Source organism: Streptomyces sp. NPDC056527 (assembly GCF_042794475.1).
Taxonomy (GTDB): Bacteria; Actinomycetota; Actinomycetes; order Streptomycetales; family Streptomycetaceae; genus Streptomyces.
This window is the reverse complement of record NZ_JBHTTQ010000049.1, coordinates 24233-50994: the sequence shown is the minus strand read 5'-3', so window position 1 is coordinate 50994 and position 26762 is coordinate 24233. Positions and strand designations below refer to the sequence as shown.

Here is a 26762-nt window from a genome sequence, read left to right as displayed (position 1 = left end):
GGCCCTGTTCGCGGTGCTGCGCCGCTTGTGACGTGTACGTACGCGATGGGGCCCGGTGCCGTCTGGAACCGGGCCCCTTCGCATGAGCGGGTCAGTACTGGTTGCGCGGGCGGTTGAACCACTCGGACGCCTGCTTGTTCACCATCGACGCGAGGATGATGCCGCCGAGGGCGAGGCTGATGATGCCGCCGGGGACGCCGGTGGCCTCGCCGGAGGCGAAGTTGCCGAGTCCGCCGATGAGCATCAGCGAGGCGTAGATGATCGTGATGACGCGGATCGCGGTGCCACCGGTGGCGAACTTCACTGCGAGGAAGATCGCCAGGCCGGCGAAGGCCAGCAGGAGGGCGACGACGGCGAAGCCCAGGCCGGCCAGGCCGGTCGCGGCGTCCGAGTCGTCGACCGCGCTCGAGGCGGCCGCGATGCCGATGCCGGCGATGATCCCGATGATGATCTGCAGGCCCGCCAGGACGAACATGATCACCCGTGCCGCGGTCATCAGGCCGGGCATCTTCTGCGGACCCTGCGGGTAACCGCCCACACCGTACGGCTGGACCGGCGGCGCCTGCGGGTACCCGTACTGCTGCGGGGGCACACCCTGCGGAGCCTGCTGCGGGTAGCCGTATCCGGGCTGCTGGCCCTGCGGCTGACCGTATCCGGGCTGCTGGCCCTGCGGCTGGCCGTAGGGGTTGTTCGGATCGCCGAAGCTCATCGCGGGTTTCCTCCGTGGGTTGTGCGGGGACGACGCGGCCCGCGCGGAGGTACTTCTCACAGCTTATGAGTGATTTGCCCCCCGGCACTGCCCGCGGCACTGCGCGGTCATCGTCGTCGTAGCATCGACTTTTTGTCCAGTCGGAATGCCGGGAGTTGTGCAAGTGCAACCTCTCCGGGCGCACGGTGCGGGGCCGTGTACGGCCGAATTGGAACAAGCGAGGGGTCATCCGGGAGGATGGGTCCATGAGCGCCCAGATTCTCGATGGCAAGGCCACCGCAGCCGCGATCAAGTCCGACCTGACCGCCCGTGTGGCGGCCCTCGAGGAGAAGGGCGTCACGCCCGGCCTCGGCACGATCCTGGTCGGCGACGACCCGGGCAGCCAGAAGTACGTCGCCGGCAAGCACCGCGACTGCGCGCAGGTAGGCATCGCCTCCATCCAGCGCGAACTTCCCGCCACCGCCACCCAGGACGAGATCGAGGCGGTCGTACGCGAGCTCAACGAGGACCCGGCGTGCACCGGCTACATCGTCCAACTGCCGCTCCCCAAGGGCATCGACGAGAACCGCATCCTGGAGCTGATGGACCCGGCCAAGGACGCCGACGGTCTGCACCCGATGAACCTCGGCCGCCTCGTGCTGAACGAGCCGGCGCCGCTGCCCTGCACCCCGTACGGCATCATCCAGCTGCTGCGCGAGCACGGTGTGGAGATCAACGGCGCGGAGGTCGTGGTCGTGGGCCGTGGCGTGACCATCGGGCGCCCGATGCCGCTGCTGCTGACCCGGCGCTCGGAGAACGCGACGGTGACGCAGTGCCACACCGGTACGCGTGACCTGGCGGCGCATCTGCGACGGGCCGACATCATCGTCGCCGCGGCCGGTGTGCCGCACCTGATCAAGCCCGAGGACGTGAAGCCGGGCGCCGCCGTGCTGGACGTCGGCGTCTCGCGCAACGGCGAGGGCAAGATCCTCGGCGACGTCGACCCCGGTGTCTCCGAGGTCGCCGGCTGGATCTCGCCGAACCCCGGCGGTGTGGGCCCGATGACCCGTGCGCAGCTCCTGGTCAACGTCGTCGAGGCCGCGGAGCGCGCGGCCGCGGCGCTCTGAAGATGACCTCGCGCGTGAGCGCCAAGGGCGCCCCGGGCGCCGAGGACCCGGGTGAGGACCTGGACGCGGACCGGACCGAGGGCGAGGCGCCGGACGCCTCCGCCGAGCCCGCGGCCCCCGTCGAGGGCGACGCCGAACCGTCCGCCAAGGACGCCGCCGTGACCACCCCCGGGCGGTCGCGGCGCCCGCCCGCCATGACCACGGACACCGCGCGGCCCGAGGGCGGCGGCCGGGCCGCTCCCGTCGGGGCGCCCGCGCCGGCCCGGCAGTGGCCGCTGCTGACCGTCCTGGGGCTGACCGCTCTCGGGCTGTTCATCGTCGGGACGGACCTGTTCGCGCAGTCCTTCCGCGTCGGGACGATGCTCGTCGGTGTGGCGCTGCTCACCGGCGCGGGGTTGCGACGCGCGCTGCCGTCCGTCGGGATGCTCGCCGTACGGTCGCGGTTCACCGACATGGTCACGTACGGGGTCATGGGCGGGCTCATCGTGCTGCTGGCGCTCATGGTGCAGCCGAACCCCTGGCTCAGGATCCCGTTCCTGGAGGACATCCTCCACCTCACGGTCACCTAGGCACCGGCGACGACCCACCCGCGACGGAACGGCGGCGCCCGTCCTCTCCCCCGAGGGAGGACGGGTGCCGCCTCCGTTCGAGGGTCATGTACGTGCCAATGTGGTTCAAGGTCCGTCAGCGCCTTGTGGCACGGAAGTGACCATTCCGCCACGCCCCGGGGGCGCACGCCCGATTCGTCTGCACCCGTGCGCTCCTGCCCCGGGAACTGCCATCCTGGCCCGGAGCATCCTTCTGGGGGGAAACAAAGGGGGACAAGGGGGAACGCACATGCCTCGCTGGAAAGCCCTGCCGGACGAACTCGACCCACAGATACGCGAGTTCGCGAGTCAGTTACGACGGCTGATCGACCGCAGCGGACTGAGCATCGCCGCCGTCGCGGACCGTACCGGCTACAGCAAGACCTCGTGGGAGCGGTATCTCAACGGACGACTCCTCGCGCCCCGCGGCGCCGTCGTCGCGCTCGCCGAGGTGACCGGCACCGACACCGGCCATCTCACGACGATGTGGGAGCTCGCCGAGCGCGCCTGGAGCCGCTCCGAACTGCGCCGCGACCTCACCATGGAAGCCCTGCGGATCTCGCAGGCACGCGCCGCCCTCGGGGAACCCGGCCCCACCGCCGGGGCGAACGCCTCGACCGAGACCCGGGACGGGAGCGGCGGCCCGGCGCCCGCGCGGCGCACCACGGCCCCCGCCGGACCCGCGCCACCGGCTCCGCAGCCGCCCCGGCAGCCGTCCGGCACCTCCCGACCGCGCCGCGCCGCGCTGATCCTGACCGGCGTCCTGGGCGTCCTGCTCGTCATCGCCGCGGCCGTCCTCCTCACGGACCTCGGGGGCGGCGGCACCACCGGCGACGACGGGAAGAAGGCCGGCGGCACGCCCACCGCGACCCCGAGCGCCCCGCCGAGCAGCACCCTCCCCGCAGGGGTGAAATGCGCCGGCGCCGGCTGTGCGGGCCAGGACCCGGAGGCGATGGGGTGTGGCGGCGCCTTCGCCACCACCGTCGCCCGCGCCCGCGTCGGCACCGCCGGTCAGGTCGAGGTGAGGTACAGCCGGACGTGCGGCGCCGCCTGGGCGCGGATCACCGGGGCGGGCCCCGGCGACACCGTCCGCGTCACCGCCGCCGGGACCAGCCAGAACGCGGTGGTGGACACCGACGCCGACGCGTACACGCCGATGGTCGCCGTGGCCAAGGGCACGGACGCGACGGCCTGCGCGACGCTCAGGAGCGGGGCGAAGGGGTGCACCGGAGAGGGGTGACGGCGCCGTGGCCCGGTGCTGCGGGGGCGCCGGGCGAGCGGTGATCGCGCCGCGGCCCGGCGCGGAGGCAGTCGGGTGGCAGTGAGCCGGACCACAAGGGGGTGGGGGTTGAGCGGGTCCCGGGTCGGATAGCCTGACCGCTGGATATCTCTTCACGTCGAGACATCGGGTCGACCGATCGATCGTCGATCAAGAGGAGTTGTCCAGCATCAGGGGCAGGGACCCCCACCGCCAGCTGTCTTACGGAGATCGCCATGACCCGCACTCCCGTGAATGTCACCGTCACCGGCGCGGCCGGCCAGATCGGCTACGCGCTGCTCTTCCGCATCGCCTCCGGCCACCTGCTCGGCGCGGACGTGCCGGTCAAGCTGCGCCTCCTCGAGATCCCGCAGGGCGTCAAGGCCGCCGAGGGCACCGCCATGGAGCTCGACGACTGCGCCTTCCCGCTGCTCAAGGGCATCGACATCTTCGACGACCCGAACCAGGGCTTCGAGGGCGCGAACGTGGCCCTGCTCGTAGGCGCCCGCCCGCGTACCAAGGGCATGGAGCGCGGCGACCTGCTCGCCGCCAACGGTGGCATCTTCAAGCCGCAGGGCAAGGCCATCAACGACCACGCCGCGGACGACATCAAGGTCCTCGTCGTCGGCAACCCGGCCAACACCAACGCCCTGATCGCCCAGGCCGCCGCCCCGGACGTCCCGGCCGAGCGCTTCACCGCGATGACCCGCCTGGACCACAACCGCGCGCTCTCGCAGCTGGCGGCCAAGACCGGTGCGTCCGTCGAGGACATCAAGCGCCTCACCATCTGGGGCAACCACTCGGCGACCCAGTACCCGGACATCTTCCACGCGGAGATCGCCGGCAAGAACGCCGCCGAGGTCGTCAACGACGAGCAGTGGCTCGGCGAGACCTTCATCCCGACCGTCGCCAAGCGTGGCGCCGCGATCATCGAGGCCCGTGGCGCGTCCTCGGCCGCCTCGGCCGCCAACGCCGCCATCGACCACGTCCACACCTGGGTCAACGGCACCGCCGCGGGCGACTGGACCTCCATGGGCATCCCGTCGGACGGCTCCTACGGCGTCCCGGAGGGCCTGATCTCCTCGTTCCCCGTCACGTGCACGGACGGAAAGTACGAGATCGTCCAGGGCCTGGACATCAACGAGTTCTCCCGTGCCCGCATCGACGCCTCGGTCCAGGAGCTGGCCGAGGAGCGCGACGCGGTGCGCGAGCTCGGCCTCATCTGAGCCTGAGCCCGTAGTTCCCTCTCCGCCCCCGGTCGTCCGCGACCGGGGGCGGAGTCGTGTCCGCTCCTGGCCGCTTCAGCCCACGGGCCCGAACCCGGCCAGTTCCTCCGCCAGTTCCGCGACGCCCCGCAGGGTGCGCAGCAACAGCCCGTGGCCGAAGGTGATCCGGGCCGCTCCCAGCCGCCCGAGCTCGGCGTGCGACGGTCCGTCGGGCAGGGAGAGGGCGTTGAGCGGTGCGTCGATCCCGGCGCGCAGCAGCGGGAGATGGGCCGCCGGCGCCTTGATCGGGTAGACGCAGTCCGCGCCCGCCTCCGTGTAGAGCCTCGCCCGCTCGATCGCGGCGGCAGGGTCGTCCACCCCGCGCACATACGTGTCCACGCGCGCGTTCAGGAAGAGCCGAGGTCCGGCCTCCGCCCGCACCTCGGCGAGCCAGGCGGCGTGCTCCCGCGGCTCCTTGAGCCCGCCGGAGCGGCCGGAGTCCTCCAGGTTCACCCCGGCCGCCCCGGTCTCCAGGACCCGCTCCACGAGCTCCTTGGGAGCCAGGCCGTAGCCGTCCTCCAGATCGGCCGTGACCGGTACCGAGACGGCCCGTACGACCCGCGCCACGGCGGCGAACATCTCCTCGGGCGGCGTCTCGCCGTCCTCGTACCCGAGAGAGGCGGCGATCCCCGCGCTCGGTGTGGCGAGCGTCGGGAAGCCGGCCTCCTCGAAGACACGCGCGCTGGCCGCGTCCCAGGGACCCGGCACGACCAGCGGATCGTCCACCGCGCGCCCGGAGTGGAGGGCGCGCAGCACGTCGGCGGAGGACCCGGGGGTCACCTGACTTCTCCTGGGGTGCCCCGCCCTTCGGGGCGGGGAGGAATGGGTCCTCGGCCCGGAGCCGCGAAGCGGCGGAGTTCTCTTCGCATCTGTTCTGACCTGCACTCTCTTCCGTTGTCAGTGGGGGGTGTTAGCTTCCGAATCATGACGACGACGGCGGTGGCCGAGCAGGGTTCTGGGCACGCCCGGTACACCTACCGGCTTCGCGTGTCGTCGACCGCCCGCACCACCCTGCTCGCCGAGTGGGACCGCTGCCGCTGGGTGTGGAACGAGGCCGTGGCCAAGTCCCGCCAGGTGCACACCCACAACAAGGCCAACCCCGACGACAAGCTGACGTGCGGCCCGGCCCAGCTCGACAAGATGCTGACCGAGGCCCGCGCCATGACGCCGTGGCTGCGTGAAGGCGCATCGGTGCCACAGCAGCAGATCATCCGCGACTTCTCCAAGTCCCGTTCCAAGGCGCAGAAGGACATCAGGGACCGGCTGCCCATGCACCGGCGGGCCGGGATGCCACAGCTCAAGAAGAAGCGCGAAGCTTTGCCCACGCTGAACTACACACAGCGCGGGTTCCGGCTCAAGGACGGCCGCCTCCACCTGGCCGGCGGGATCGTGCTGACGGTGGTGTGGTCGCGTGATCTGCCCGCCGCACCGTCCTCGGTGCGCGTGTTCCGGGACGCGGTGGGGCACTGGTACGCCTCGTTCGTCGTCGCCACCGAGACACTGCCGCTGCCCGCGACCGGTGCCGTCCTTGGTGTGGACTGGGGCGTGAAGGAGACCGCCACCACCACATCCGACGCCTACGACCTCCCGCACCCGCAGCACGGGCGCAAGGCTCAGGCGAAGCTGAGCCGGTACGACCGGATGGTGGCGCGCCGCAAGCCGAAGAAGGGCCAGGCATCCTCGAAGGGTCACCATGAAGCGAAGAAGCGGCGGGCCAAGCTCTACGCGAAGATCGCCCGTCAGCGGAAGGACGCGGCCCGTAAGTGGGCCAAGCGCGTGGTGCGCGACCATGATGCGATCGCGGTCGAGGACTTCCGGCCGAAGTTCCTCGCGAAAACCACCATGGCTCGCAAAGCCTCCGATGCGGCGATCGGCGTCACCAAGACAGCCCTTGTCGAGATGGGTCGTAAGCACGGGCGCGATGTGCGCCTGGTGCATCCCGCGCACACCACCATGGACTGCGCATCGTGCGGAGCGAGAACCAAGCACGCACTTCCTCTTTCGGAGCGTACCTATACCTGCACCGCGTGCGGAGTCGTCTCCCCTCGAGACAAGAACTCCGCTCGCGTGGTGCTGGTCCGGGCTGGTCTCAACCCGGCTGGTGCTGAGGGCGTAAGACCTCTGGGAGCGGAGCTCCCGGAGGCGGCCTGAGCCAGGAATCCCCTCCCTTCGGGGAGGGGAGGATTCAATTCGCGTACTGCCCGGGGGTGTAGTGGCCGGGTGTCAGCCGGGTGCTGACGCCGATGCGGTTCCAGGCGTTGATGACGGTGATGGCGGCGATGACGCGGGCGAGCTCGGTCGGGTCGAAGTGGGCCGCGGCCTTCGCGTACACCTCGTCGGGGACGAAGCCGTCGGTGAGGACGGTGACGGCCTCCGTCAGCGCGAGCGCGGCCAGCTCGCGCTCGGTGTAGAAGTGCCGCGACTCCTCCCAGGCCGACAGCTGGACGATCCGCTCGACCGACTCGCCCTCCGCCAGCGCGTCCTTGGCGTGCATGTCGATGCAGAAAGCGCAGTGGTTGATCTGCGACGCCCGGATCTTGATCAGGTGGTAGAGGGTCGGGTCGACGTCCTTCGCGGCCGCCTGCTCCAGCCGGATCATCGCCCGGTAGAAGTCCGGGACCTGCTCGGCGAGGTTGAGGCGGGGGGCGTGCTCGTGGGCGTACTCGGTCTTCGCGGTGTCGTTCGTCGTGGTCGTCATGGTCATCACCGTACGGCCGGGATGGCGCAGGAGTATGGTCCATTTCCATGGCGAACGAGTGGGCCAGTTTCGGGGCCGACCTCCATCTGGAGCTGCGGGGCACGGGGCTGCGGACGGGGCTGATGGACGCCCTGCGGGAGGCGGTGCGCAGCGGGCGCCTGGCGGCGGGCGTACGGCTGCCGTCCTCCCGCTCGCTCGCGGCGGACCTCGGCGTGGCCCGCAACACGGTCGCCGACGCGTACGCCGAGCTGGTCGCCGAGGGGTGGCTGACCGCCCGGCAGGGCTCCGGGACGCGGGTCGCCCAGCGGGCCGTGCCGCGCCGGACGGCCGGGGCGGCACGGCCCCCGGTGACGGCGGCCCGGCCGACCGCCGCCCGGCCGACGTACGACCTGAAGCCCGGGACGCCCGACCTCGCGTCCTTCCCGCGCGCCGAATGGCTCAAGGCGTCCCGACGCGCGCTCACGGCCGCGCCCCACGAGGCCTTCGGCTACGGCGATCCGCGCGGCCGGATCGAACTGCGCACCGTGCTCGCCGAGTACCTCGCCCGGGCGAGGGGTGTCCACGCGCGGCCCGAACGGATCGTGATCTGCGCCGGGTTCGTGCACGGGCTGATGCTGATGGGCCAGGTGCTGCGGGCCCGCCGCGTGCGGGAGGTGGCGGTCGAGTCGTACGGGCTCGACGCGCACTGGGAGCTGCTGCGCCACGCGGGGCTGCGGCTGCCCGCCCTGCCGTACGACGAACTCGGCACCAGGACGGAAGGGTTGGCCGAGATGAAGGGCGTGGGCGCGGCGCTGCTGACGGCCGCCCACCAGTTCCCGCTCGGCGGCGCGCTCCACCCCGACCGGCGGGTGGCGGCGATCGACTGGGCGCGGGCCTCGGGCGGGTTCGTCCTGGAGGACGACTACGACGGGGAGTTCCGCTACGACCGCCAGCCGGTGGGCGCGCTCCAGGGCCTCGACCCCGAGCGGGTCGTCTACATGGGCACCTCCAGCAAGTCCCTGGCGCCCGGGCTGCGGCTGGCGTGGATGGTGCTGCCGGAGCGCCTGGTGGACGAGGTGGTCGCGGCGAAGGGGCGGGTGGACTGGGTGTCCAGCTCGCTGGAGCAGCTGACCTTCGCGGAGTTCCTGGCCTCGGGCGCGTACGACCGGCATGTGCGGGCCATGCGGCTGCGCTACCGGCGGCGGCGCGACGAACTGGTGGAGGCGGTGGCCGCGCACTCCCCGGAGACCCGGGTGAGCGGCATCGCCGCCGGCCTCCACGCCGTCCTGGAGCTCCCGCCGGGCCTGGAGCCCGCGGTCCTGCGCTCGGCCGCCTGGCAGGGCCTGGCCCTCTTCGGCCTCAACCGCTTCCGCCACCCGGACGTCCCGACGACCCAGGACGGTCTGGTCGTCGGCTACGGCACCCCACCGGACAGCGGCTGGACAGGCGCGCTGGCAGCTTTGTGCCGCGTCCTGCCCTGACTCCCCGACGGTCCCGCGAAAGAACGCGACGCCGAGTCCCCGACGACCATCCGGTGGTCGGGGCCGGGGGCGACCGTCCGGTGGTCCGGGCCGAGGCGCGACCATCCGGTGGTTCCGGGCGGGTCACGAACACCCCGTGGTCCGGGCCGCCACGGCCATCCGGTGGTTCGGGCCGTCACGGCCATCCGGTGGTTCGGGCCGGGCACGATCAGCCCCGTGGTCCGGGCCGGGTGCGACGTCCGGGCCGGGCCTTGTCGCGTGGGCGCGGTCTTTCGGTGGCGGCGGGTCGCCCTGCCGCGGTGGAGGGGCGGGCCGGGGTCAGGGCTCGGCCGGTGATCCCGACGGTTCCGGCTCGGGCAGCGGCGCCGGGGGTTCGCCGAAGCGGGCCAGGACCAGCGCGCCGGTCAGGGCGACCGTGAAGCCCAGGATCGCCAGCCAGCCCAGGCCCTCGCGCGTCTGGTCGCCCAGCCAGATCACGCCCACCAGCGCCGGGCCGATCGTTTCGCCCAGGACCGCGCCTGCCGTCGCCGTCGTCACCGAACCCCGCTGGAGCGCCGAGGTCAGCAGCACGTACGCCGTCCCGCCGCCCAGCATCAGCGCGTACACCGCGGGGTTCGCGAGGTCCCAGCTGTCGATCAGCCGGACCGCCACCTCCACCACACCGAAGCCGAAGCCCGCGAGGAGACCGAGTGCCAGCGCCCGCGGCCGGCCGGGCAGCCGTCCGGCTGCCGCGCCGAGTCCCAGCACCCCGAACGCCGCCGCGAGCATCGCCCACCGCAGCGCCTCCGACGAGCTCTGCTCGCCCTCGGGGCCCGAGGCGAGGGCGAGCATCGCGAGCCCCGCGCACACCACGCCCACCGCCGTCCACTCCATCCGGTGCAGCCGGACCTTGAGCAGCCACGACGCCGCCACCGCCGTGACCGCCAGACTCGCGGCGAGCGCGGCTCCCACCATGTAGATCGGCAGCGTCAGCAGGGCGACGATCTGAAGCCCGAACCCGATCCCGTCCAGGGAGAGTCCGACCAGATACCGCCACTGCCGCATCGCCCGCAACTGCAGGGCCACGTCGACACCGGCCCCCGTCCCGGGCGTCGCCTCGCGCGCGCCGAGCGCCTGCAGAACCGACGCCATGCCGAAGCAGAGCGACGATCCGAGCGCACAAATCATCCCGAAGAGCACAAAGGGACTCTAGTGCGAGGGCGTTCGGACAGCGGCCTAAACTGTGCGGTCGCTGACCACGCGATCGGAAGGACTGACATGCGCAGGCTGAGGTCGAGCACGGTCGTGCTCGGCGGTATGGGGGTGCTCGCGGCGACGATCACCTCCTGCGGCTCCGAGCCGGACCGGCGGTGCGTCGACCCGCTGACCCGCGAGAAACTGCCGAGCTACGAGTGCGAGAGCAGCAGCGGCAGCTCGACGCGCGGTTCGTACTACTACGGCGGCAGCGTGAGCGACAACAAGGTCGGCGGCGGCAGCTTCGACAAGACGGCCGTCGACACCGGCGGCTTCGGCTGCTCCGGTTCCGGCGGCGGCTGAGCGGGACGGACCGTACGACATGCGGCGGCACACGATCGAACCCCGGCCGGGGTGGCAGCAGACGGTGGAGGAGCAGGGGCTCGTCTACCCCCTGACCCGCTACCCCGACGACTCCCTGCGCCCGTACTGGGACGAGAGCGCGTACTACTCCTTCACCCTGCCCGAGGTCGAGGCCCTGGAGGAGGTCGTCGAGGAGCTGCATGCCATGTGTCTGGCTGCGGCGGCGCACATCGTCGAGCAGGATCGTTTCGCCGATCTTGGTCTCACCGACCCCCGGCTCGTCGCCCTCGTCGCCGAGTCCTGGCGCCGCCGGGCCGAACTGCCGTCGCTCTACGGAAGGTTCGACCTCCGCTACGACGGTACGGGCCCGGCCAAGATGCTGGAGTACAACGCCGACACCCCGACCTCCCTGGTCGAGGCCGCGAGCCCGCAGTGGTTCTGGATGGAGGAGCGCTTCCCCGGCGCCGACCAGTGGAACTCCCTCCACGAGCGGCTCGTGGACGCCTGGAAGCGCCAGGCGAAGCTGCTGCCGCCCGGTCCCCTGCACTTCGTCCACTCCGACGGGGACGAGCTCGGCGAGGACCTGATGACGGTCGCGTATCTGCGCGAGACGGCCCAGCAGGCCGGGCTCGACACGGAGGCGCTGTCGGTCGAACAGATCGGCTGGGACCGGCTGTCGGGACGGTTCGTGGACGACCGGCTCCGGTTCATCCGCAGCTGCTTCAAGCTCTACCCGTGGGAGTGGCTGACCACCGACCGCTTCGGCCCGTACGTCCTGGACACCCTCGACAACGGCGGCGGTACGGGCACGACCTGCTGGATCGAACCCGCCTGGAAGATGCTGCTCTCCAACAAGGCGCTGCTCGCGATCCTCTGGGAGCTCTACCCGGGCCACCCCAACCTGCTGCCCGCCTACCTCGACGGCCCCCGCGAACTGGCCGCGACCGGCGGTTACGTCGCCAAGCCGCTGCTCGGCCGCGAGGGCGCGGGCGTCACCGTCCACGAGCCGGGCTCCCCGGCCGTGGTGCGCGAGGAGCCCTGCTGCTACCAGGGGTTGGCCCCACTGCCCGACTTCGACGGGAACCGCGTGGTGCTCGGCGCGTGGGTCGTCGAGGACGAGGCCGCGGGGCTCGGGATCCGCGAGTCCGCGGGCCTGATCACGGACGAGTACGCCCGCTTCCTGCCGCACGTCATCCTCTGACCGCAGCCCCGGCCCCGCCCCCGCAAAACCGCGACCCCGACCCCGCAACCGCGGAACGGACGCCCGCCCGGCAGGGGCGGGCGTCGTGTCACTCCGAGAGCACCGCCCGCAGCTGCTCCAGACCCCAGTCCAGATCCTCCTTGCTGATGACCAGCGGCGGCGCGATCCGGATCGTCGAACCGTGCGTGTCCTTCACCAGGACGCCCCGCTCCATCAACTTCTCCGAGATCTCCCGGCCCGTGCCCCGGGACGGCGCGATGTCCACGCCGGCCCACAGCCCACGCCCGCGCACCGCCTCGACGGCGCCCCCGCCCACGAGCAGCCCCAGCTCGGCATGGAGATGCTCGCCCAGCTCGGCCGCCCGCTGCTGGTACTCCCCGCTCCGCAGCATCGCGATCACCTCCAGGGCCACGGCGCACGCCAGGGGATTCCCGCCGAACGTCGACCCGTGCTCGCCCGGCCGGAACACCCCGAGCACATCACGGTCCGCGACCACCGCCGAGACCGGGACGACACCGCCGCCCAGCGCCTTGCCCAGGACGTACACGTCCGGCACCACGCCCTCGTGCTCGCAGGCGAACGTCCGCCCCGTCCGGCCGAGGCCCGACTGGATCTCGTCCGCGATGAACAGCACGTTCCGCTCACGGGTCAACTCCCGCACCCCGCGCAGATACCCGGCGGGCGGCACCAGGACCCCCGCCTCGCCCTGGATGGGTTCCAGGAGCACCGCCACGGTGTGCGCCGTGACCGCGCGCTCCATCGCCGTCAGATCGCCGTACGGGACGATCTCGAAGCCCGGCGTGTACGGGCCGTAGTGGTCACGGGCCTCGTGGTCCGTGGAGAAGCTGACGATCGTCGTCGTCCGGCCGTGGAAGTTGTTCGCCGCGACCACGATCTTCGCGTGCCCGTCCGGCACGCCCTTGACCTCGTACCCCCACTTCCGCGCGGTCTTCACCGCCGTCTCGATGGCCTCCGCGCCGGTGTTCATCGGCAGGACCATCTCCTTGCCGCACAGCTCGGCGAGGAGCGTACAGAACTCCGCGAACCGGTCGTGGTGGAACGCTCTCGACGTGAGCGTCACCCGCTCCAGCTGCGCCCGCGCGGCGTCGATCAGCCGCCGGTTGCCGTGCCCGAAGTTGAGCGCCGAGTACCCGGCGAGCATGTCGAGGTAGCGGCGGCCCTCGACATCGGTCATCCATGCCCCGTCCGCCGAGGCGACGACGATGGGCAGGGGGTGGTAGTTGTGAGCGCTGTGCGCCTCCGCGGAAGCGATCGCGTCTTGCGTCCTCGACACGGGATCTCCGTTCGTCCTGCGGCCTGGGGCGGGTGTGGCCCCTTTTTCTATCGTCGCTCGGATGCCGGACGAAGAAACCTGGGTGACGGCGCGCCCGCTAGGCTGGAAACACGCACGGCGACTGGCGTACGGGGAAGCGACCCCGGGGGAGCCGTGCGCGGCAGACCACACGAGATGCCGCCCGCCTGGGCATCTTCGGGAAACCGAACCTCCCGTGTGGTGCCGCCCAGTCGAATCTGAGCCGTACCCCGGGATCCGCCGAACGCCCGGAGGAACGCCATGAACGACACCACTCCGCACCCCGCCCTCGCCGCCACCGACCCCGAACTCGCCGCGCTCGTCGGCGCCGAGGAGCAGCTGCAGGCCGACACCCTGCGGCTGATCCCCAGCGAGAACTACGTGTCCCGGGCCGTCCTCGAAGCCTCCGGCACCGTCCTGCAGAACAAGTACAGCGAGGGCTACCCCGGCCGCCGGTACTACGAGGGCCAGCAGAACATCGACCAGGTCGAGACCCTCGCCATCGAGCGCGCCAAGGCCCTCTTCGGCGTCGACCACGCCAATGTGCAGCCCTACTCCGGCTCCCCGGCCAACCTCGCCGTCTACCTCGCCTTCGCCGAGCCCGGCGACACCGTGATGGGCATGGCCCTGCCCATGGGCGGCCACCTCACCCACGGCTGGGGCGTCTCCGCGACCGGCAAGTGGTTCCGGGGCGTGCAGTACGGCGTACGCCAGGACACCGGGCTCATCGACTTCGACCAGGTCCGCGAGCTCGCCCTCAAGGAGCGGCCCAAGGTGATCTTCTGCGGAGGCACGGCGCTGCCCCGCACGATCGACTTCGCCGCCTTCGGCGAGATCGCCCGCGAGGCGGGGGCCGTGCTCGTCGCCGACGTCGCCCACATCGCCGGCCTGATCGTGGGCGGCGCCCACCCCTCTCCTGCCCCGTACGCCGACGTCATCTCGACCACCACCCACAAGACCCTGCGCGGCCCGCGCGGTGCCATGCTGATGTCCCGCGAGGAGCACGCCAAGGCCCTCGACAAGGCCGTCTTCCCCGGCCTCCAGGGCGGCCCGCACAACCAGACCACCGCCGCCATCGCCGTCGCCCTGCGCGAGGCGGCCCAGCCCTCCTTCCGTGACTACGCCCACGCGGTCGTCGCCAACGCCAAGGCCCTCGCCGAGGCCCTGCTCGCCCGCGGCTTCGACCTCGTCTCCGGTGGCACCGACAACCATCTGATCCTGATGGACCTCACCCCCAAGGAGGTCCCGGGCAAGATCGCCGCCAAGGCCCTCGACCGGGCCGGGATCGTCGTCAACTACAACACCGTCCCCTACGACCCCCGGAAGCCCTTCGACCCCTCGGGCGTCCGCATCGGCACCCCCTCCCTCACCTCCCGCGGTCTCGGTACGGAGCACATGGCGCAGGTCGCCGCATGGATCGACCGGGGCGTCGCGGCGGCGGGCTCGGGCGACGAGGCCGCGCTCCTGACGATCCGCGCGGAGGTCGCGGAGCTGATGGCCGCCTTCCCGGCCCCGGGCCTCCGGGCCTGATCCGACGCGGCCGATGCGGCCCGGCCGCTCCGACGCGGGTGCGATGCGGCCGGTGCAGCCCGGCGGGTGTGGCTCGGCTGATCCGACCTGGCTGATCCGACCCGGCCGGTCCGACCCGGTTGATCCGACCCGGCCCGGCCGGTGCGACCCGGCCGGCCCGGCGCGGCCCGGTGCGGCCCGGCCCGGCCCGGTCGGGCCGATGTGGCCGGACCAGACCGGCCGGTGCCGCTCGGGTGGTCCCCCGCGGCCCGGGCCACGCGGCCCGGGCGGGTGTCGGTCACAGCCCGGATCCGCCGCGTCCCGCCGTCGGTGCGTCCGCTCAGCCCGCCGACTCGGCTATGCGGCGGGCCCTCTCCAGGGAGGGCTCGCCCTCAAGGCGCAGGGTCAGGGCTCCCGCGTTCCTCGTCCAGAGGAGCGTGGGGCCCGCCGTGCGTATCGAGTGGGTCCACTCCTTCCCGCTCGCGTCCGTCATCGGGAACCGCAGCAGATGGGGCTCCGCGAACCAGTAGCCCTGCGCGCCGTCCGGCAGATCGACCCACTCCGGGTGCGTCTGCACCTGCTTGCCGAAGGCCATGGGGAGCCTCGCCGGGAACTCGTCGAGCCGGAGGGTCCGGCCGCCGTCCCCACGCCAGCACAGGCTGATCACCGCCCGCCCCGACTCCGCCGAGCCGGTCACCGAGACCGCGTCGGGCGCACCGAGCGCGCTCGGCATCAGCGGCGTGAAGCCGGCCCTGCGCCCGGCGTCCTCCAGCGACACCGGGTCGGTGCACCCCGGCACCGCCGAGCCCGGGCCGGGGTGCGCCCCGGGGTCGTACCGCACCTCCACCCCTCCGAAGCCGAACCAGTCCGCCACCGTCGCCCGGACCGGCGGCGTGAGCACGAGCACCACCAGGACCCCGGAGAGGGCCGCGAGGAGGGCCTTCCACCGCCGGCGCAGCCACTCGAACCGCAGCCACGCGAACCGGCGCCGGGAGGCCGGTGGCGCCGGCACCTGCTCCGCCAGGAGCTGAGCGAGCACCCGCTCGGCCATGGTCTCCCCGTCCACCTCCGGCACCCTCAGCTGCCGTCCGAGGTCACGCAGCTCATCCGGGAGCCCGTCCTCCGTCATGCTCCTCACCTCCCTCCAATGCCAGTCCGAGCTTCTTCAGCGCCCTGCTCAGCCGGGACTTCACCGTCCCCCGCGGCCAGCCGAGCGCCTCGGCCGTCTCCGTCTCGTCCAGCTCCAGCAGATACCGGTGGATCACCACCTGCCGGTGGTCCTCACCGAGCCCGTCCAGCGCCGCGAGCAGCTGCCGCCGCCGCTCGCCCTCCTCCACGGCCACCGCCGGATCAGCCCCGTCCGGTATCAGCGGCTCGCCCGCGAGCAGCTCCGCCTCCCGCCCCGCGACGGCCCGCTGCCGACCCGCCGAGCGCACTGTGTTCCTCGTCTCATTGACCACGATCCGCAGCAGCCACGGCCGGAACGCGGCCCCGTCCTTGAACTGCCCCAGTGACCGGTACGCCTTGAAGAAGGCCTGCTGCACCACGTCCTCGGCCTCCGCGCCCGCCCCGTACGCCACCGCCGCCCGCAGCGCGACCGCCGTGTGCGCGCGGACCAGCGCCGCGTACGCCTCCGCCTCCCCGGCGCGTACCCGTGCGATCACCGCGGCCTCGGCTTCGTCTACGACGACCCGGCCCCCCTCCAGCGTCCTCACACCTTTGATACACCGGCGGAACGGGATCGGTTCCCAGTCCGGGATCGCCTTCCGCACCTGAGAGAATGTGGAGCATGGCCTCTGACGTTCCCCGTGTGCTCTCCGGAATCCAGCCCACCGCAGGCTCGTTCCACCTCGGCAACTACCTCGGCGCGGTCCGCCAGTGGGTCGCCCTGCAGGAGACTCACGACGCCTTCTACATGGTCGTCGACCTGCACGCGATCACGGTTCCGCAGGACCCCGCGGAGCTGCGCTCCAACACCCGGCTCGCCGCCGCCCAGCTGCTCGCCGCCGGGCTGGACCCCGAGCGCTGCACGCTGTTCGTCCAGAGCCACGTCCCCGAGCACGCTCAGCTCGGCTGGGTCATGAACTGCCTGACCGGTTTCGGCGAGGCCTCCCGCATGACCCAGTTCAAGGACAAGTCCGCGAAGCAGGGCGCCGACCGGGCCACCGTCGGTCTCTTCACGTACCCGATCCTCCAGGTCGCCGACATCCTCCTGTACCAGGCCAACCAGGTCCCGGTCGGCGAGGACCAGCGCCAGCACATCGAGCTGACCCGCGACCTCGCGGAGCGGTTCAACGGCCGGTTCGGCCGGACGTTCACGATCCCGGCGCCGTACATCCTCAAGGAGACGGCCAAGATCTACGACCTGCAGGACCCGACGATCAAGATGAGCAAGTCGGCCTCCACGCCCAAGGGTCTGATCAACCTGCTCGACGAGCCGAAGGTCACGGCGAAGAAGGTCAAGAGCGCGGTCACCGACACCGACACGGTCATCCGCTTCGACCCCGAGAACAAGGCGGGCGTCTCCAACCTGCTGACCATCATGTCCACGCTGACCGGGACCGGCATCGCCGACCTGGAGAAGAGCTACGAGGGCAAGATGTACGGCGCGCTGAAGACCGACCTGGCCGAGGTCATGGTGGACTTCGTCACGCCGTTCCGGACCCGTACGCAGGAATATCTGGACGACCCGGAGACGCTGGACTCCCTCCTGGCCAAGGGAGCGGAGAAGGCGCGCGCCGTCGCCGCGGAGACGCTGGCGCAGACGTACGAGAAGGTGGGCTTCCTGCCCGCCAAGCACTGAGTCCAAGGACCCTGGCCTCAAGGGTGGTGCAGGCCGCACACTGGCGGCTGCACCACCCATCGACCCGAGAAGACCGACGACGGAGGAGAACGACGTGGGGACCGTAACGCTCGGCGTTTCGATCGCGGTCCCGGAGCCCTACGGCAGCCTGCTCCAGGAGCGGCGCGCGGGCTTCGGGGATCCCGCCGCGCACGGCATCCCCACCCACGTCACCCTCGTCCCACCGACGGAGGTCGACGCGGAGCGGCTGCCCGCGATCCGGGCGCACCTCGCCGAGGTCGCGGCCGGCGTCCGCCCCTTCCCGGTCCGGCTGAGCGGCACCGGAACGTTCCGCCCGCTGTCCCCGGTCGTGTACGTCATGCTCGCCGAGGGCGTCTCCGCCTGCGCCTGGCTCCAGGAGCGGGTCCGGGACGAGTCCGGGCCGCTCGTGCGCGAGCTGCAGTTCCCGTACCACCCGCACGTCACCGTGGCGCACGGCATCTCCGAGGAGGCGATGGACCGGGCGTACGAGGAGCTGGCCGACTTCGAGGCGGCCTGGACCTGCTCGTCCTTCGCGCTGTACGAGCAGGGGTCGGACGGGGTGTGGCGGAAGCTGCACACGTACGAGTTCGGCGGCTGCGGCACCGTCCCCGCGGTCCCGGCCCAGGGCACCCCGGTCGACACCCCGACCCCGGCCGCGGGCTGACCCCGGCCCCGGCCACCGGCTGACCCCGGCCCCGGGCTGGCCGCGCCCCGACCCCGGCCGCGCGCCGACCCCGGACACGCCGCCCCGCCGACAGCCCGGCCCCCGGCCGGGTCCCGCCGGGCTTCCCCGCCCGGCTTCCCGCGTCACACCGGCAGACGCCGGAACAGCGGCCTCGGTACGTGTCGGAGCGCCGACATCACCATCCGCAGCGCGCCCGGCACCCACACGGTCTCCGAGCGTCGCCGCAGCCCCAGCTCGATCGCCGTCGCGACCGCCTCCGGCGTGGTCGCCAGCGGGGTCTTCTCGGCGCCGGCGGTCGTCCGTGACCGCACGAGACCGGGCCGCACGACCATCACATGCACGCCCGTCCCCTGCATCGCGTCCCCGAGACCCTGCGCGAACGCGTCGAGACCGGCCTTGGACGAGCCGTAGATGAAGTCGGCGCGGCGGGCGCGCTCGCCGGCCACGGAGGAGAGCACCACCAGCGAGCCGTGCCCCTGCGCCTGCAGCGCCGCCGCGCAGACGAGCCCGGCGGAGACCGCGCCCGTGTAGTTGGTCTGGGCGACCCGGACGGCGGCGAGCGGGTCGGCCTCGTCGTGGGCCTGGTCGCCGAGGATCCCGAAGGCGAGCAGCACCAGGTCGATGTCGCCCTCCGTGAAGATCTTGCCGAGCCGTTCCGCGTGTGACTCGGGGTCGAGGGCGTCGAACGGGACGGTGTGCACCTCCGCCCCCAGCACCCGCAGCGAGTCGGCGGCGGCGGTCAGGGCGGGGGAGGGGCGTCCGGCGAGCCAGACCGTACGGGTACGGCGGGCGATCAGCCGGCGGGCGGTGGCGAGCCCGATCTCGGAGGTGCCGCCGAGGAGAAGCAGGGACTGCGGGGTGCCGAAGGCGTCCTTCATGACGATCAAACTCCTCGGAGAGCAATCGGAGAGCGAGACGACGGATGTCGCTCTCGGCGGCCATGGAGGCGACCGTATCGCCCTACATGTGATCGATGCCTGCTTTGGCCGTATTTCGTCGAAATGGGTGATCAGCCGAATGTCGGAAGAGATGGCCCGGGGTGTCCGACACGGTGTCAGGAGCAGCTGTGGGCATGGTTCTTGCGGTGTGTCTGCGATTCTGAGGCCCGGACGATCGCATTCCGGTCAAACGGTGGATCAAGGGGTACGCGTACGACATGGACTGGTTGACCAAGCTCCCCGTCATCGGCCCCTGGGTCGCCCGGCTCATGCGGACCCACGCCTGGCGTTCGTACGAGACTCTCGATGCCGCCCACTGGACCCGGCTCGCCGCCGCCATCACCTTCATCAGCTTCGTCGCGATCTTCCCGCTGATCGCCGTCGCCGCGGCGATCGGCGCCGCGCTGCTCAGCCAGGAGCAGCTGGACAAGATCGAGGACAAGGTCTCCGAGCAGGTCCCCGGCATCTCCGACCAGCTCAACATCGGCGGGCTCGTGGACAACGCGGGCACGATCGGCCTCGTCGCCGGCGTGCTGCTGCTCTTCACCGGCATCAGCTGGGTCGGCTCCATGCGGGACTGTCTGCGCGCGGTGTGGGGGATCGACGACGAGGACGAGGGCAACCCCTTCGTACGCAAGGGCAAGGACGCGCTCGTGCTGTTCGGGCTCGGCGGGGTGGCGCTCTGCTCGCTCGCCGCGTCCTGGCTCGGTTCGACGGCCGTCGGCTGGAGCGCCGACCGGATCGGGATCTCCGACCGCGGGGCCGGCGGCATCCTCCTCCAGGCCGCCGCGGTCGCGATCGCCGCCCTCGCCGACTTCCTCATCCTGCTGTACGTGCTGACGCTGCTCCCCGGAGTCCAGCCGCCCCGCCGCCGCCTGGTGGTGGCGGCGGTGATCGGAGCGATCGGCTTCGAGCTGCTGAAGCTGCTGATCGGGGGCTACATGCGGGGAGTCGCGGGGAAGTCGATGTACGGCGCGTTCGGTGTCCCCGTAGCTCTGCTGCTGTGGATCAACTTCACCGCGAAGCTGCTGCTGTTCTGCGCGGCCTGGACCGCGACCGGGGCTAGCGAGACGGCTCGTCGTCGACGTCCTCGCGGGACTTAGGACGACGACCGACCAGCTCCGGCAGCGGCCAGCGACGGTTGACGAGGAAGACCGCCCCGGCGAGCACCACCAGGACCCCACCGGCCACACCGAGCGCGGTCCCGACACCGCCGGACCTCCCCGCGGCGGCCGAGCTCTCGGCGGCACCCGTGCCCGGAGCGTTCTTGCCCGGGGCGGGCGTGGAGCCGTCGTTCTCGGTTCCCGGGTTCGTACGGGCGGACTTCGGCGGCACCAGCCGGCCGACGGGCGTCACCTTCCCGGACGCCGCGAAGCCCCAGTCGAGGAGCCGGGCGGTCTCCTTGTAGACCGCGTGCTGCTCCTTCGACGACGGGTTCATCACCGTCACGAGCAGCACTTTGCCGTTGCGCTCCGCAACGCCGGTGAAGGTGGAGCCGGCATGCGTGGTGTTGCCGTTCTTCACGCCCGCCATGCCCTGGTACGGCGCCACGCCGAGCGCGCCGGTCAGCAGCCGGTTGGTGTTCTGGATCTCGAAGGTCTCGCGCTTCTTGCCGGGCTTCTGCTCGCCGGGGAACTGCGCGCGGGCCGTGGCCGCGTACTCCCGGAAGTCCGCGTTCTGCATCCCGCTGCGGGCGATGAGAGTGAGGTCGTACGCGGAGGAGACCTGGCCCGGGGCGTCGTAGCCGTCCGGCGACTCGACGTGGGTGTCGACGGCCTGGAGCTCGTCCGCGCGGGCGTTCATGTCCTCCACGGTCTTCTTGATGCCGCCGTTCATCTCGGCGAGCACCCGCACGGCATCGTTGCCGGAGCGAAGGAAGACACCGAGCCAGAGGTCGTGCACGGAGTAGGTCTGCTTCTCCTTGACGCCGACGAGGCTGGAGCCCGAGCCGATCCCGGCGAGCTCCTTGGGGTCGACGGTGTGGTTCGTGGTCTTGGGGAACCTCGGCAGGACGGTGTCCGCGAAGAGCATCTTGAGCGTGGAGGCCGGGGCGAGCGGCCAGTGGGAGTTGTGCGCGGCGAGCACGTCGCCGGTCTCCGCGTCCGCGACGATCCAGGACCGTCCGGTCAGCTCCTTGGGAAGGACCGGGGCGCCCGCGCCGAGCTTCACCTGCGTCCCCGGCAGGCCGAGCAGCTCGCCGCCGACGGAGGCCATGGCGGCGGGCGGCTTGGGCTGCTGGTCCTCCTTGTTGTCCGCATGCGCCGGTGAAACGACGACAAGGGGAAGCAGTGCGGCAGCAGTGACCGCCCAAGCGGTCTTCTTCGAGGCAGACACGATCGAAAACGTACAGGTACGCGTCAGGGAACCGAACCCCGCGGGGCGGTTCGTCCCCGGGCGTCCACCCGGACGCCCCGGCCGTGGGGACCGTGCGACGGGCGGTGATACTGGGGCTATGAAGCTCAGCCGTCCCGTCTCCTGGTTCCTGCTCGCCTTCGGGGTGTGGAGCTGGTTCATCTGGATCACTTTCGTCAAGAACCTGTGGAACGACGGGAGCGGTCTCGCCTTCGACGACGCGGGCGACCCGACGGCCTACTTCTGGGTTCATCTGCTGCTCGCCATCACGTCCTTTGTCCTGGGGACGGTGGTCGGCGTGATCGGGTTGCGTGGCGTGCGCGCATTGCGGCGCGAACGCGGATAGGGGTTGGGGCGCGTGCTCGTCTTCCTGCTGGTTCTGGTCGTGGTCCTCGCCCTGCTGGGCGGGGTCCACTGGTACGTGTGGAAGAGACTCGTCCGCGATGTGACGGTCGCGGGGGGCACGGCGCGGCGTCTGGGTACGGCGGCCGCGTTCGTCCTGCCGGTACTGGCGCTCGCCGCCCTCACCGCGGGCCGGGCAGGAGCACCGTTCCGGCTCCAGCAGGTGGTGTCCTGGCCGGGCTTCCTCTGGCTGGCCCTGCTGCTCTACGTGACCCTCGCCCTCGTGGTCGGCGAGGCGGTCCGCCCGCTTCTGCGACGGTGGCTCGAGCGCCGCGACGCCGGGGCGACCGCGTCCGGCGACGGCCGGGACGGGACGGCGACCGCGACGGAGCCCTCGGGCTCCGGGCACAACGGATCGCGCGCCGGGGCGCCGGCGTCCGGCCCGGTCGCGGCGGCCGGCGGGGGCGCCTCCGCGCCGGCCGGCGGGCTGCTGACCGAGGTCGACGCCGAGCCGTCACCCGCCGGACCGGGGGACGGGGCCGAGACGCCCCACGGCACCGATGAGGCCGGTCCCGCCGGCGCGACCGGTCCGGCCGGCGCCACCGCCGTGTCGCGGCGGCTGTTCGTGTCGCGGGTCGTCGGCGGGGCGGCTGCCGCCGCCGCCGTGGGCACCGTCGGATACGGGACGTACGGGGTACTGCGCGGGCCCCGCGTCAAGCGGGTCACCGTGCCGCTCGCCAAGGTGCCGCGCGCCGTCCACGGCTACCGGATCGCCGTCGTCTCCGACATCCACCTCGGGCCGATCCTGGGTCGCGCTCACAGCCGGCGCATCGTCGACACCATCAACGCCACCCAGCCCGACCTGATCGCCATCGTCGGCGACCTCGTCGACGGGACCGTCGAGAACCTCGGGCCCGCCGCCGAGCCCCTCGCACAGCTCCGGGCCCGGCACGGCTCGTTCTTCGTGACCGGCAACCACGAGTACTTCTCCGGCGCCGACGCCTGGGTCGACCACGTCCGCGAACTCGGCCTGCGCCCCCTGCGCAACGAGCGCGTGGAGATCGCCGCGGGCTTCGACCTCGCCGGGGTCGACGACATCGCCGGTGAGAGCGAGGGCCAGGGCCCGGACTTCGCCGCCGCGCTCGGTGACCGCGACCGAGCGAAGGCCGCCGTCCTGCTCGCGCACCAGCCGATCGTCATCCACGACGCCGTCCGTCACGGCGTCGACCTCCAGCTCTCCGGCCACACCCACGGCGGCCAGCTCTGGCCCGGAAACTACCTCGCCGATCTCGCCAATCCGACGGTCGCCGGTCTGGAGCGGTACGGCGACACCCAGCTCTACGTCTCCCGCGGAGCCGGCGCCTGGGGACCTCCCGTACGGGTCGGCGCGCCCTCCGACATCACCCTCGTGGAGCTGGCTTCCAAGCAGGCCTGACAGCCGGCGTGGCGGCGGGCGCGGCGGTGAGCGTGCCCGCAGCTGCGCGGTGCCGTCGTCGTGGGCGTAAGTCCCTCTATCCCGGACATATGCGTGCAGTGTGAAGGTTTACTCTTCCACTTGTGAAATACGTGTGATTGGGTGGCGCCATCGCGGCATGGCTGGGCGCCGCCGCGCCAGGGGTGGGCACGAAAAAAGGAAGCACGGCGATGCGGTCGACGGTCCGTATGCGGATCCTGATCACTTGTGGAGTTCTGGTGGTCGCCGGGGTGGGGGGCTGGCAGCTTCTTCCCTCCGACGACGTCCGGAAGGACCCCATCACTGTCGGCACCACCGACGAGGTGACCTCGCTCGACCCGGCGGGCGCGTACGACGCCGGTTCCTGGGCGATGTACAGCAATGTCTTCCAGTCACTGCTGACCTTCAAGCCGGGCTTCACCACACCCGTCCCGGATGCCGCCGAGAACTGCAAGTTCGTCGGGTCCAGGCTCACCACGTACCAGTGCAAGCTCCGTGACGACCTCACCTTCGCCGGCGGCCGCAAGGTCACGGCGGAGGACGTCAAGTTCTCCTTCGACCGGATGCTGGGGATCAACGCGGACGTCGGTCCCGCCCCGCTCTTCCCGACCCTGAAGAAGGTCGTGGCCGACGGACAGACGGTCACCTTCAATCTGAGCGGCCGGGACGCCACCTTCCCGCTGAAGCTGGCGACGGGTGCGGGCTCGATCGTCGACCGCACCCAGTACCCGGCGAAGAAGCTGCGCGAGGGCACCACGGTCGAGGGCTCGGGGCCGTACGTCCTCAAGGAGTACAAGCCCGGCGAGAGTGCCCGTCTGGAGCCGAACCCGAACTACCGGGGTGCGCTCTCCAAGACCGGCGGCGCCGTCGTGGTCCGGTACTTCACCGAGTCCGAGGAGCTCGCCTCCGCGTGGAAGACCGAGCAGGTCGACGTCACGCACCGGCAGATGCCGCCGGAGTTCCTCTCCAAGCTGGGCGTCGAGAAGGACTCGACCCGGATCACCGAGGCGCAGACCGCCGAGATCCGCAATCTCTACTTCAATGTGAAGTCCCCGTCGCCGATGGCGAAGAAGGCGGTCCGGCAGGCCGTCGCCGCCGTCATCGACCGCCCGGCGATCGTCACCGGCGCCTACCACGGCACGGTCGAGCCGCTGTACTCGCTCATCCCGCAGGGTTTCAACGGCCACAGCACCGCCTTCTACGACAGGTATCCCGATCCGTCCAAGAAGAAGGCCGCGAGCCTGCTGGAGGACGCCGGCATCGAGACCCCGGTCTCCTTCACCCTCGGCTACCGCAAGGACGCCACCTACGGCGCAGAGGCGGCCGAGCTGAAGCGGCAGCTGGAGGCCACCGGTCTGTTCAAGGTGAAGCTCGCCGAGGCGGAGTGGAAGGACTTCCAGAAGGCGTACGTGAAGGGCGACTACGACGCCTATCCCGTCGGCTGGCTCCCCGACTTCCCGGACTCCGACAGCTTCACCGCCCCGCTCGTGGGGACGGACAACGCGATGCACAACGGCTTCGCGAGCAGCAAGATCGACCAGCTGATCTCCGCCACGCAGCAGTACAGCGACCGGGGCGCGGCCGTCAACGACTTCGAGGCCATCCAGGCGGAGGTGGCGGCGGACGTGCCGCTGGTGCCCCTGTGGCAGAAGAAGGACTACGTCCTGGCGACGGAGGACGTCGCCGGTTCGCAGTACCTGACCGACGGCACCGGCATCTGGCGGCTGTGGGAACTCAGCTGGATCTGATCGCCCGCTCGCATCCCACGGGCCCCGAGTCGACCTGTGACTCGGGGCCCGTGGCGTGCGCGGAGCGTCAGTCCTTCTCCTTGGGCGTCTTCGCCTTCGGGGCCGCCCGCTTGGGCTTGCCCGAGGCCGCCATGCCCGCCGCGGTCGGCATGAAGTCGGCGAGCAGGTCGTGCGTCTCGCGGACCAGGGGGCGCAGCAGCCGGAAGCGGGAGAGCGAGATCGCCCGGGCGGTCACCGGTGCGAGCCGCTCGACCAGACGGCGGCTGTTGGCGCAGCCCTCGGAGCGGTCGTACACCCAGAACAGCACCAGGCCCATCTGCTGGAGCCAGAGCAACTGCGGGAGCGGTTCGGCCAGTTCGGGGTCGACCTTCACCGAGGCGCCGGAGATGACCCTCCGGTGCACCTCGATGGCCGCCTCGCGCGGGCCCTCCGACTCGGGGGAGAAGGGGCTCAGCGGGCTGTCCGGATCGGCGGCGTTCTTGAAGAACTGGGCCGCGAACTCGTGGTACGGCTCGGCGATGTCGAGCCAGCCGAGGAGGACCCCGCGGATGCGGGCCGTGAGGTCCTTCTCGTCGCCGTCGAGGATTCCCTCGACGGCGGCCTGGTGCTCCTCGGCGATCCGGTCGTAGAAGCCCTGGACGAGGTGTTCCTTGGAGGCGAAGTAGTAGTACGCGTTGCCGACGGAGACCCCGGCCTCCTGGGCGATGGCCCGCATCGTCGTCTTGTCGTAACCGCGCTCCTTGAACAGCCGGAGCGCGGTCTCGAGGATGAGCGTGCGGGTCTGTTCGCTCTTCGCGGCCTTGGCCGGGGCCTTGCCTCCGGCGGCGGGCTCGGCGGGCTGCACTTCCTTCGCGTCCTTCACAGTGCCCGAGCCTAGCCGGGCGGACCGGGGGCTTCGCAGCGCCCGTCCTCGCAGGACGGTCCCTTGATCGCCTCGCGCCACTTGGCGGCGGCGAGGACGGTGGCCCGGGCGAAGGGCCGTCCGGCCGGGGTGGCCAGCCAGTGGGCCTTGGGCCGGTGGTCGGCCAGGGCCCAGAGGCAGACGATCCAGGCGGAGTCGGCGCGGTAGATCTGCCCCCGGTCCCCGATCACGGTGATCTCCTTCAGGGTGGAGTCGTGGTCGAGGCCGGGGAAGCGGCGCCTGGCCTCCTGGGAGGCGGCCGGGACGAGGTCCAGCGGGACGAGCCGGCGCTGCCGCAGCAGCCAATGACGCAGATGGACGCAGAGCGAGCAGTCGGCGTCGTACAGCACGGTGAGGCGTTGTACGGGGGTGACGGGCGGCCGGCTCATCCGTCTCTCCTCAGGATCCGGTGACGGGCGGGGCCCAGGGGCCCTTGGCGGGGCCGGTCCAGCCCTGCGGGGGCACCGGCGGGACCTGCTCGCGTTCCATCACGCCCCGGCGGCGGATCTTGTTGAGGACGTAGACGTTGCCGAGGTGCATCACGCCGAGGACGAGGAGGACCACGCCGAGCTTGACCGAGAGGGCCTCGAAGAGGGACCGGGCGTCGGCCACGGCCTCGTCCTGGCTGAGGTAGAGCGCGACGAAGCCGAAGTTGACGAGGTAGAACCCGACCACCAGGAGGTGGTTCACGGCTTCGGCGAGCTTCTCGTTCCCGTGCAGGACGTCTGCCAGGAAGATCCTTCCGTTGCGGCTGAGGGTGCGGGCGACCCAGATGGTCAGAGCCACGCTGATCAGCAGATAGACGATGTACGCGACGACAGTGAGGTCCATGCCCCACGCTCCCTTGAACGCGTTCAAAAGCTGGCAGTCATGACTGT

27 protein-coding genes and 1 riboswitch are annotated in these 26762 nt (G+C 71.6%); of the genes, 15 read left to right on the top strand and 12 right to left on the bottom strand.

Annotated elements, in window-relative coordinates; all coding sequences use genetic code 11:
* Positions 1 to 91: 91 nt before the first annotated feature.
* The gene (locus ACFQ7Q_RS22920; protein WP_383558227.1) at positions 92 to 709 is read right to left on the bottom strand and encodes a hypothetical protein; all 618 of its coding nucleotides are present in this window, start codon (positions 707 to 709) and stop codon (positions 92 to 94) included.
* A gap of 245 nt (positions 710 to 954) precedes the next feature.
* On the opposite strand from ACFQ7Q_RS22920, the gene ACFQ7Q_RS22915 reads away from it, so the two are divergent.
* The 4 genes from ACFQ7Q_RS22915 (at position 955) to ACFQ7Q_RS22900 (ending at position 4886) form a co-directional block, all read left to right on the top strand.
* Positions 955 to 1815 (top strand): bifunctional methylenetetrahydrofolate dehydrogenase/methenyltetrahydrofolate cyclohydrolase, encoded by an 861-nt coding sequence (locus tag ACFQ7Q_RS22915; protein ID WP_383558225.1) that lies wholly within the window; start codon positions 955 to 957, stop codon positions 1813 to 1815.
* Between the two features lie 2 nt (positions 1816 to 1817).
* Positions 1818 to 2384 (top strand): DUF3017 domain-containing protein, encoded by a 567-nt coding sequence (locus ACFQ7Q_RS22910; RefSeq protein ID WP_383558222.1) that lies wholly within the window; start codon positions 1818 to 1820, stop codon positions 2382 to 2384.
* Positions 2385 to 2652: 268 nt separating this feature from the next.
* Positions 2653 to 3642, top strand: coding sequence for a DUF2690 domain-containing protein (locus tag ACFQ7Q_RS22905; RefSeq protein ID WP_383558219.1), 990 nt, complete (start codon positions 2653 to 2655; stop codon positions 3640 to 3642).
* Between the two features lie 254 nt (positions 3643 to 3896).
* Positions 3897 to 4886, top strand: coding sequence for a malate dehydrogenase (locus ACFQ7Q_RS22900; RefSeq protein WP_383558216.1), 990 nt, complete (start codon positions 3897 to 3899; stop codon positions 4884 to 4886).
* A gap of 75 nt (positions 4887 to 4961) precedes the next feature.
* Here the strand turns inward: ACFQ7Q_RS22900 and ACFQ7Q_RS22895 are convergent, their stop codons facing one another.
* Positions 4962 to 5705 carry an isocitrate lyase/phosphoenolpyruvate mutase family protein gene (locus ACFQ7Q_RS22895; protein WP_383558214.1) on the bottom strand — a complete coding sequence of 248 codons (744 nt, stop codon included), beginning with the start codon at positions 5703 to 5705 and terminating at the stop codon, positions 4962 to 4964.
* 144 nt (positions 5706 to 5849) lie between these two features.
* Here ACFQ7Q_RS22895 and ACFQ7Q_RS22890 point away from each other — a divergent pair, with 144 nt between their 5' ends.
* A complete protein-coding gene (locus tag ACFQ7Q_RS22890) occupies positions 5850 to 7076 on the top strand; it encodes an RNA-guided endonuclease InsQ/TnpB family protein (protein WP_383558211.1) in 1227 nt (408 codons plus the stop codon).
* 34 nt (positions 7077 to 7110) lie between these two features.
* Here ACFQ7Q_RS22890 and ACFQ7Q_RS22885 read toward each other — a convergent pair whose 3' ends face one another.
* Entirely contained in the window at positions 7111 to 7623 is a 513-nt protein-coding gene (locus ACFQ7Q_RS22885; protein WP_383558209.1) for a carboxymuconolactone decarboxylase family protein, read from the bottom strand.
* 47 nt (positions 7624 to 7670) lie between these two features.
* On the opposite strand from ACFQ7Q_RS22885, the gene ACFQ7Q_RS22880 reads away from it, so the two are divergent.
* Positions 7671 to 9083: a PLP-dependent aminotransferase family protein gene (locus ACFQ7Q_RS22880; protein WP_383558207.1), complete on the top strand. Its 1413-nt coding sequence runs from the start codon at positions 7671 to 7673 to the stop codon at positions 9081 to 9083.
* 318 nt (positions 9084 to 9401) lie between these two features.
* Here the strand turns inward: ACFQ7Q_RS22880 and ACFQ7Q_RS22875 are convergent, their stop codons facing one another.
* Entirely contained in the window at positions 9402 to 10250 is an 849-nt protein-coding gene (locus ACFQ7Q_RS22875; RefSeq protein ID WP_383558204.1) for a hypothetical protein, read from the bottom strand.
* Positions 10251 to 10340: 90 nt separating this feature from the next.
* Here ACFQ7Q_RS22875 and ACFQ7Q_RS22870 point away from each other — a divergent pair, with 90 nt between their 5' ends.
* Complete coding sequence (locus tag ACFQ7Q_RS22870; protein WP_383558202.1) at positions 10341 to 10619, top strand: hypothetical protein; 279 nt, start codon at positions 10341 to 10343, stop codon at positions 10617 to 10619.
* 19 nt (positions 10620 to 10638) lie between these two features.
* The gene (locus ACFQ7Q_RS22865; RefSeq protein WP_383558199.1) at positions 10639 to 11820 is read left to right on the top strand and encodes a glutathionylspermidine synthase family protein; all 1182 of its coding nucleotides are present in this window, start codon (positions 10639 to 10641) and stop codon (positions 11818 to 11820) included.
* An 88-nt stretch (positions 11821 to 11908) separates the two neighbouring features.
* Here the strand turns inward: ACFQ7Q_RS22865 and rocD are convergent, their stop codons facing one another.
* Positions 11909 to 13114 carry an ornithine--oxo-acid transaminase gene (rocD, locus tag ACFQ7Q_RS22860; RefSeq protein WP_383558196.1) on the bottom strand — a complete coding sequence of 402 codons (1206 nt, stop codon included), beginning with the start codon at positions 13112 to 13114 and terminating at the stop codon, positions 11909 to 11911.
* A gap of 107 nt (positions 13115 to 13221) precedes the next feature.
* A riboswitch (ZMP/ZTP riboswitch) is annotated at positions 13222 to 13312 on the top strand.
* Positions 13313 to 13393: 81 nt separating this feature from the next.
* On the opposite strand from rocD, the gene glyA reads away from it, so the two are divergent.
* Positions 13394 to 14662 (top strand): serine hydroxymethyltransferase, encoded by a 1269-nt coding sequence (gene glyA / locus ACFQ7Q_RS22855; RefSeq protein ID WP_383558194.1) that lies wholly within the window; start codon positions 13394 to 13396, stop codon positions 14660 to 14662.
* Between the two features lie 319 nt (positions 14663 to 14981).
* Here the strand turns inward: glyA and ACFQ7Q_RS22850 are convergent, their stop codons facing one another.
* On the bottom strand, positions 14982 to 15770 hold the full coding sequence (locus tag ACFQ7Q_RS22850) for a hypothetical protein (RefSeq protein ID WP_383558192.1): 789 nt from the start codon (positions 15768 to 15770) through the stop codon (positions 14982 to 14984).
* A complete protein-coding gene (locus tag ACFQ7Q_RS22845; RefSeq protein WP_383558190.1) occupies positions 15745 to 16356 on the bottom strand; it encodes an RNA polymerase sigma factor in 612 nt (203 codons plus the stop codon). Before ACFQ7Q_RS22845 ends, ACFQ7Q_RS22850 begins: the two co-directional genes overlap by 26 nt.
* A 74-nt stretch (positions 16357 to 16430) precedes the next feature.
* On the opposite strand from ACFQ7Q_RS22845, the gene trpS reads away from it, so the two are divergent.
* Entirely contained in the window at positions 16431 to 17444 is a 1014-nt protein-coding gene (gene trpS / locus ACFQ7Q_RS22840; protein ID WP_383558187.1) for a tryptophan--tRNA ligase, read from the top strand.
* A 94-nt stretch (positions 17445 to 17538) separates the two neighbouring features.
* Positions 17539 to 18129: a 2'-5' RNA ligase family protein gene (locus ACFQ7Q_RS22835; RefSeq protein WP_383558185.1), complete on the top strand. Its 591-nt coding sequence runs from the start codon at positions 17539 to 17541 to the stop codon at positions 18127 to 18129.
* Positions 18130 to 18272: 143 nt separating this feature from the next.
* On the opposite strand, the gene ACFQ7Q_RS22830 is transcribed toward ACFQ7Q_RS22835, so the two are convergent.
* Entirely contained in the window at positions 18273 to 19028 is a 756-nt protein-coding gene (locus ACFQ7Q_RS22830) for a decaprenylphospho-beta-D-erythro-pentofuranosid-2-ulose 2-reductase (RefSeq protein WP_383558183.1), read from the bottom strand.
* A gap of 278 nt (positions 19029 to 19306) precedes the next feature.
* Between ACFQ7Q_RS22830 and ACFQ7Q_RS22825 the strand changes: the two genes are divergently transcribed.
* Positions 19307 to 20191, top strand: a complete 885-nt coding sequence (locus tag ACFQ7Q_RS22825) for a YihY/virulence factor BrkB family protein (RefSeq protein WP_383558180.1) — start codon at positions 19307 to 19309, stop codon at positions 20189 to 20191.
* On the opposite strand, the gene ACFQ7Q_RS22820 is transcribed toward ACFQ7Q_RS22825, so the two are convergent.
* Positions 20151 to 21422: a D-alanyl-D-alanine carboxypeptidase family protein gene (locus tag ACFQ7Q_RS22820; protein WP_383558178.1), complete on the bottom strand. Its 1272-nt coding sequence runs from the start codon at positions 21420 to 21422 to the stop codon at positions 20151 to 20153. The genes ACFQ7Q_RS22825 and ACFQ7Q_RS22820 overlap by 41 nt on opposite strands.
* A 118-nt stretch (positions 21423 to 21540) precedes the next feature.
* Between ACFQ7Q_RS22820 and ACFQ7Q_RS22815 the strand changes: the two genes are divergently transcribed.
* From ACFQ7Q_RS22815 to ACFQ7Q_RS22805, 3 genes are all read left to right on the top strand, one after another.
* The gene (locus ACFQ7Q_RS22815) at positions 21541 to 21786 is read left to right on the top strand and encodes an SCO4848 family membrane protein (RefSeq protein ID WP_362365345.1); all 246 of its coding nucleotides are present in this window, start codon (positions 21541 to 21543) and stop codon (positions 21784 to 21786) included.
* 12 nt (positions 21787 to 21798) lie between these two features.
* Positions 21799 to 23217 carry a metallophosphoesterase gene (locus ACFQ7Q_RS22810; RefSeq protein ID WP_383558176.1) on the top strand — a complete coding sequence of 473 codons (1419 nt, stop codon included), beginning with the start codon at positions 21799 to 21801 and terminating at the stop codon, positions 23215 to 23217.
* A gap of 209 nt (positions 23218 to 23426) precedes the next feature.
* Entirely contained in the window at positions 23427 to 24983 is a 1557-nt protein-coding gene (locus tag ACFQ7Q_RS22805) for an ABC transporter substrate-binding protein (RefSeq protein WP_383558174.1), read from the top strand.
* Positions 24984 to 25050: 67 nt separating this feature from the next.
* On the opposite strand, the gene ACFQ7Q_RS22800 is transcribed toward ACFQ7Q_RS22805, so the two are convergent.
* From ACFQ7Q_RS22800 to ACFQ7Q_RS22790, 3 genes are read right to left on the bottom strand one after another with little or no spacing between them, the layout of a single operon-like run.
* Positions 25051 to 25845: a TetR/AcrR family transcriptional regulator gene (locus ACFQ7Q_RS22800; protein WP_383558171.1), complete on the bottom strand. Its 795-nt coding sequence runs from the start codon at positions 25843 to 25845 to the stop codon at positions 25051 to 25053.
* A gap of 11 nt (positions 25846 to 25856) precedes the next feature.
* Complete coding sequence (locus ACFQ7Q_RS22795; protein WP_383558168.1) at positions 25857 to 26273, bottom strand: thiol-disulfide oxidoreductase DCC family protein; 417 nt, start codon at positions 26271 to 26273, stop codon at positions 25857 to 25859.
* A gap of 10 nt (positions 26274 to 26283) precedes the next feature.
* A complete protein-coding gene (locus tag ACFQ7Q_RS22790) occupies positions 26284 to 26715 on the bottom strand; it encodes a hypothetical protein (RefSeq protein WP_383558166.1) in 432 nt (143 codons plus the stop codon).
* Positions 26716 to 26762 lie beyond the last annotated feature (47 nt).

Bases quoted from the DNA above. Each gene is read 5' to 3' on its own strand.
- ACFQ7Q_RS22920 (WP_383558227.1), bottom strand. From the start codon at position 709: ATGAGCTTCGGCGATCCGAACAACCCCTACGGCCAGCCGCAGGGCCAG.
- ACFQ7Q_RS22915 (WP_383558225.1), top strand. From the start codon at position 955: ATGAGCGCCCAGATTCTCGATGGCAAGGCCACCGCAGCCGCGATCAAG.
- ACFQ7Q_RS22910 (WP_383558222.1), top strand. From the start codon at position 1,818: ATGACCTCGCGCGTGAGCGCCAAGGGCGCCCCGGGCGCCGAGGACCCG.
- ACFQ7Q_RS22905 (WP_383558219.1), top strand. From the start codon at position 2,653: ATGCCTCGCTGGAAAGCCCTGCCGGACGAACTCGACCCACAGATACGC.
- ACFQ7Q_RS22900 (WP_383558216.1), top strand. From the start codon at position 3,897: ATGACCCGCACTCCCGTGAATGTCACCGTCACCGGCGCGGCCGGCCAG.
- ACFQ7Q_RS22890 (WP_383558211.1), top strand. From the start codon at position 5,850: ATGACGACGACGGCGGTGGCCGAGCAGGGTTCTGGGCACGCCCGGTAC.
- ACFQ7Q_RS22885 (WP_383558209.1), bottom strand. From the start codon at position 7,623: ATGACGACCACGACGAACGACACCGCGAAGACCGAGTACGCCCACGAG.
- ACFQ7Q_RS22880 (WP_383558207.1), top strand. From the start codon at position 7,671: ATGGCGAACGAGTGGGCCAGTTTCGGGGCCGACCTCCATCTGGAGCTG.
- ACFQ7Q_RS22875 (WP_383558204.1), bottom strand. From the start codon at position 10,250: ATGATTTGTGCGCTCGGATCGTCGCTCTGCTTCGGCATGGCGTCGGTT.
- ACFQ7Q_RS22870 (WP_383558202.1), top strand. From the start codon at position 10,341: ATGCGCAGGCTGAGGTCGAGCACGGTCGTGCTCGGCGGTATGGGGGTG.
- ACFQ7Q_RS22865 (WP_383558199.1), top strand. From the start codon at position 10,639: ATGCGGCGGCACACGATCGAACCCCGGCCGGGGTGGCAGCAGACGGTG.
- glyA (WP_383558194.1), top strand. From the start codon at position 13,394: ATGAACGACACCACTCCGCACCCCGCCCTCGCCGCCACCGACCCCGAA.
- ACFQ7Q_RS22850 (WP_383558192.1), bottom strand. From the start codon at position 15,770: ATGACGGAGGACGGGCTCCCGGATGAGCTGCGTGACCTCGGACGGCAG.
- trpS (WP_383558187.1), top strand. From the start codon at position 16,431: ATGGCCTCTGACGTTCCCCGTGTGCTCTCCGGAATCCAGCCCACCGCA.
- ACFQ7Q_RS22830 (WP_383558183.1), bottom strand. From the start codon at position 19,028: ATGAAGGACGCCTTCGGCACCCCGCAGTCCCTGCTTCTCCTCGGCGGC.
- ACFQ7Q_RS22825 (WP_383558180.1), top strand. From the start codon at position 19,307: ATGGACTGGTTGACCAAGCTCCCCGTCATCGGCCCCTGGGTCGCCCGG.
- ACFQ7Q_RS22815 (WP_362365345.1), top strand. From the start codon at position 21,541: ATGAAGCTCAGCCGTCCCGTCTCCTGGTTCCTGCTCGCCTTCGGGGTG.
- ACFQ7Q_RS22805 (WP_383558174.1), top strand. From the start codon at position 23,427: ATGCGGTCGACGGTCCGTATGCGGATCCTGATCACTTGTGGAGTTCTG.
- ACFQ7Q_RS22795 (WP_383558168.1), bottom strand. From the start codon at position 26,273: ATGAGCCGGCCGCCCGTCACCCCCGTACAACGCCTCACCGTGCTGTAC.
- ACFQ7Q_RS22790 (WP_383558166.1), bottom strand. From the start codon at position 26,715: ATGGACCTCACTGTCGTCGCGTACATCGTCTATCTGCTGATCAGCGTG.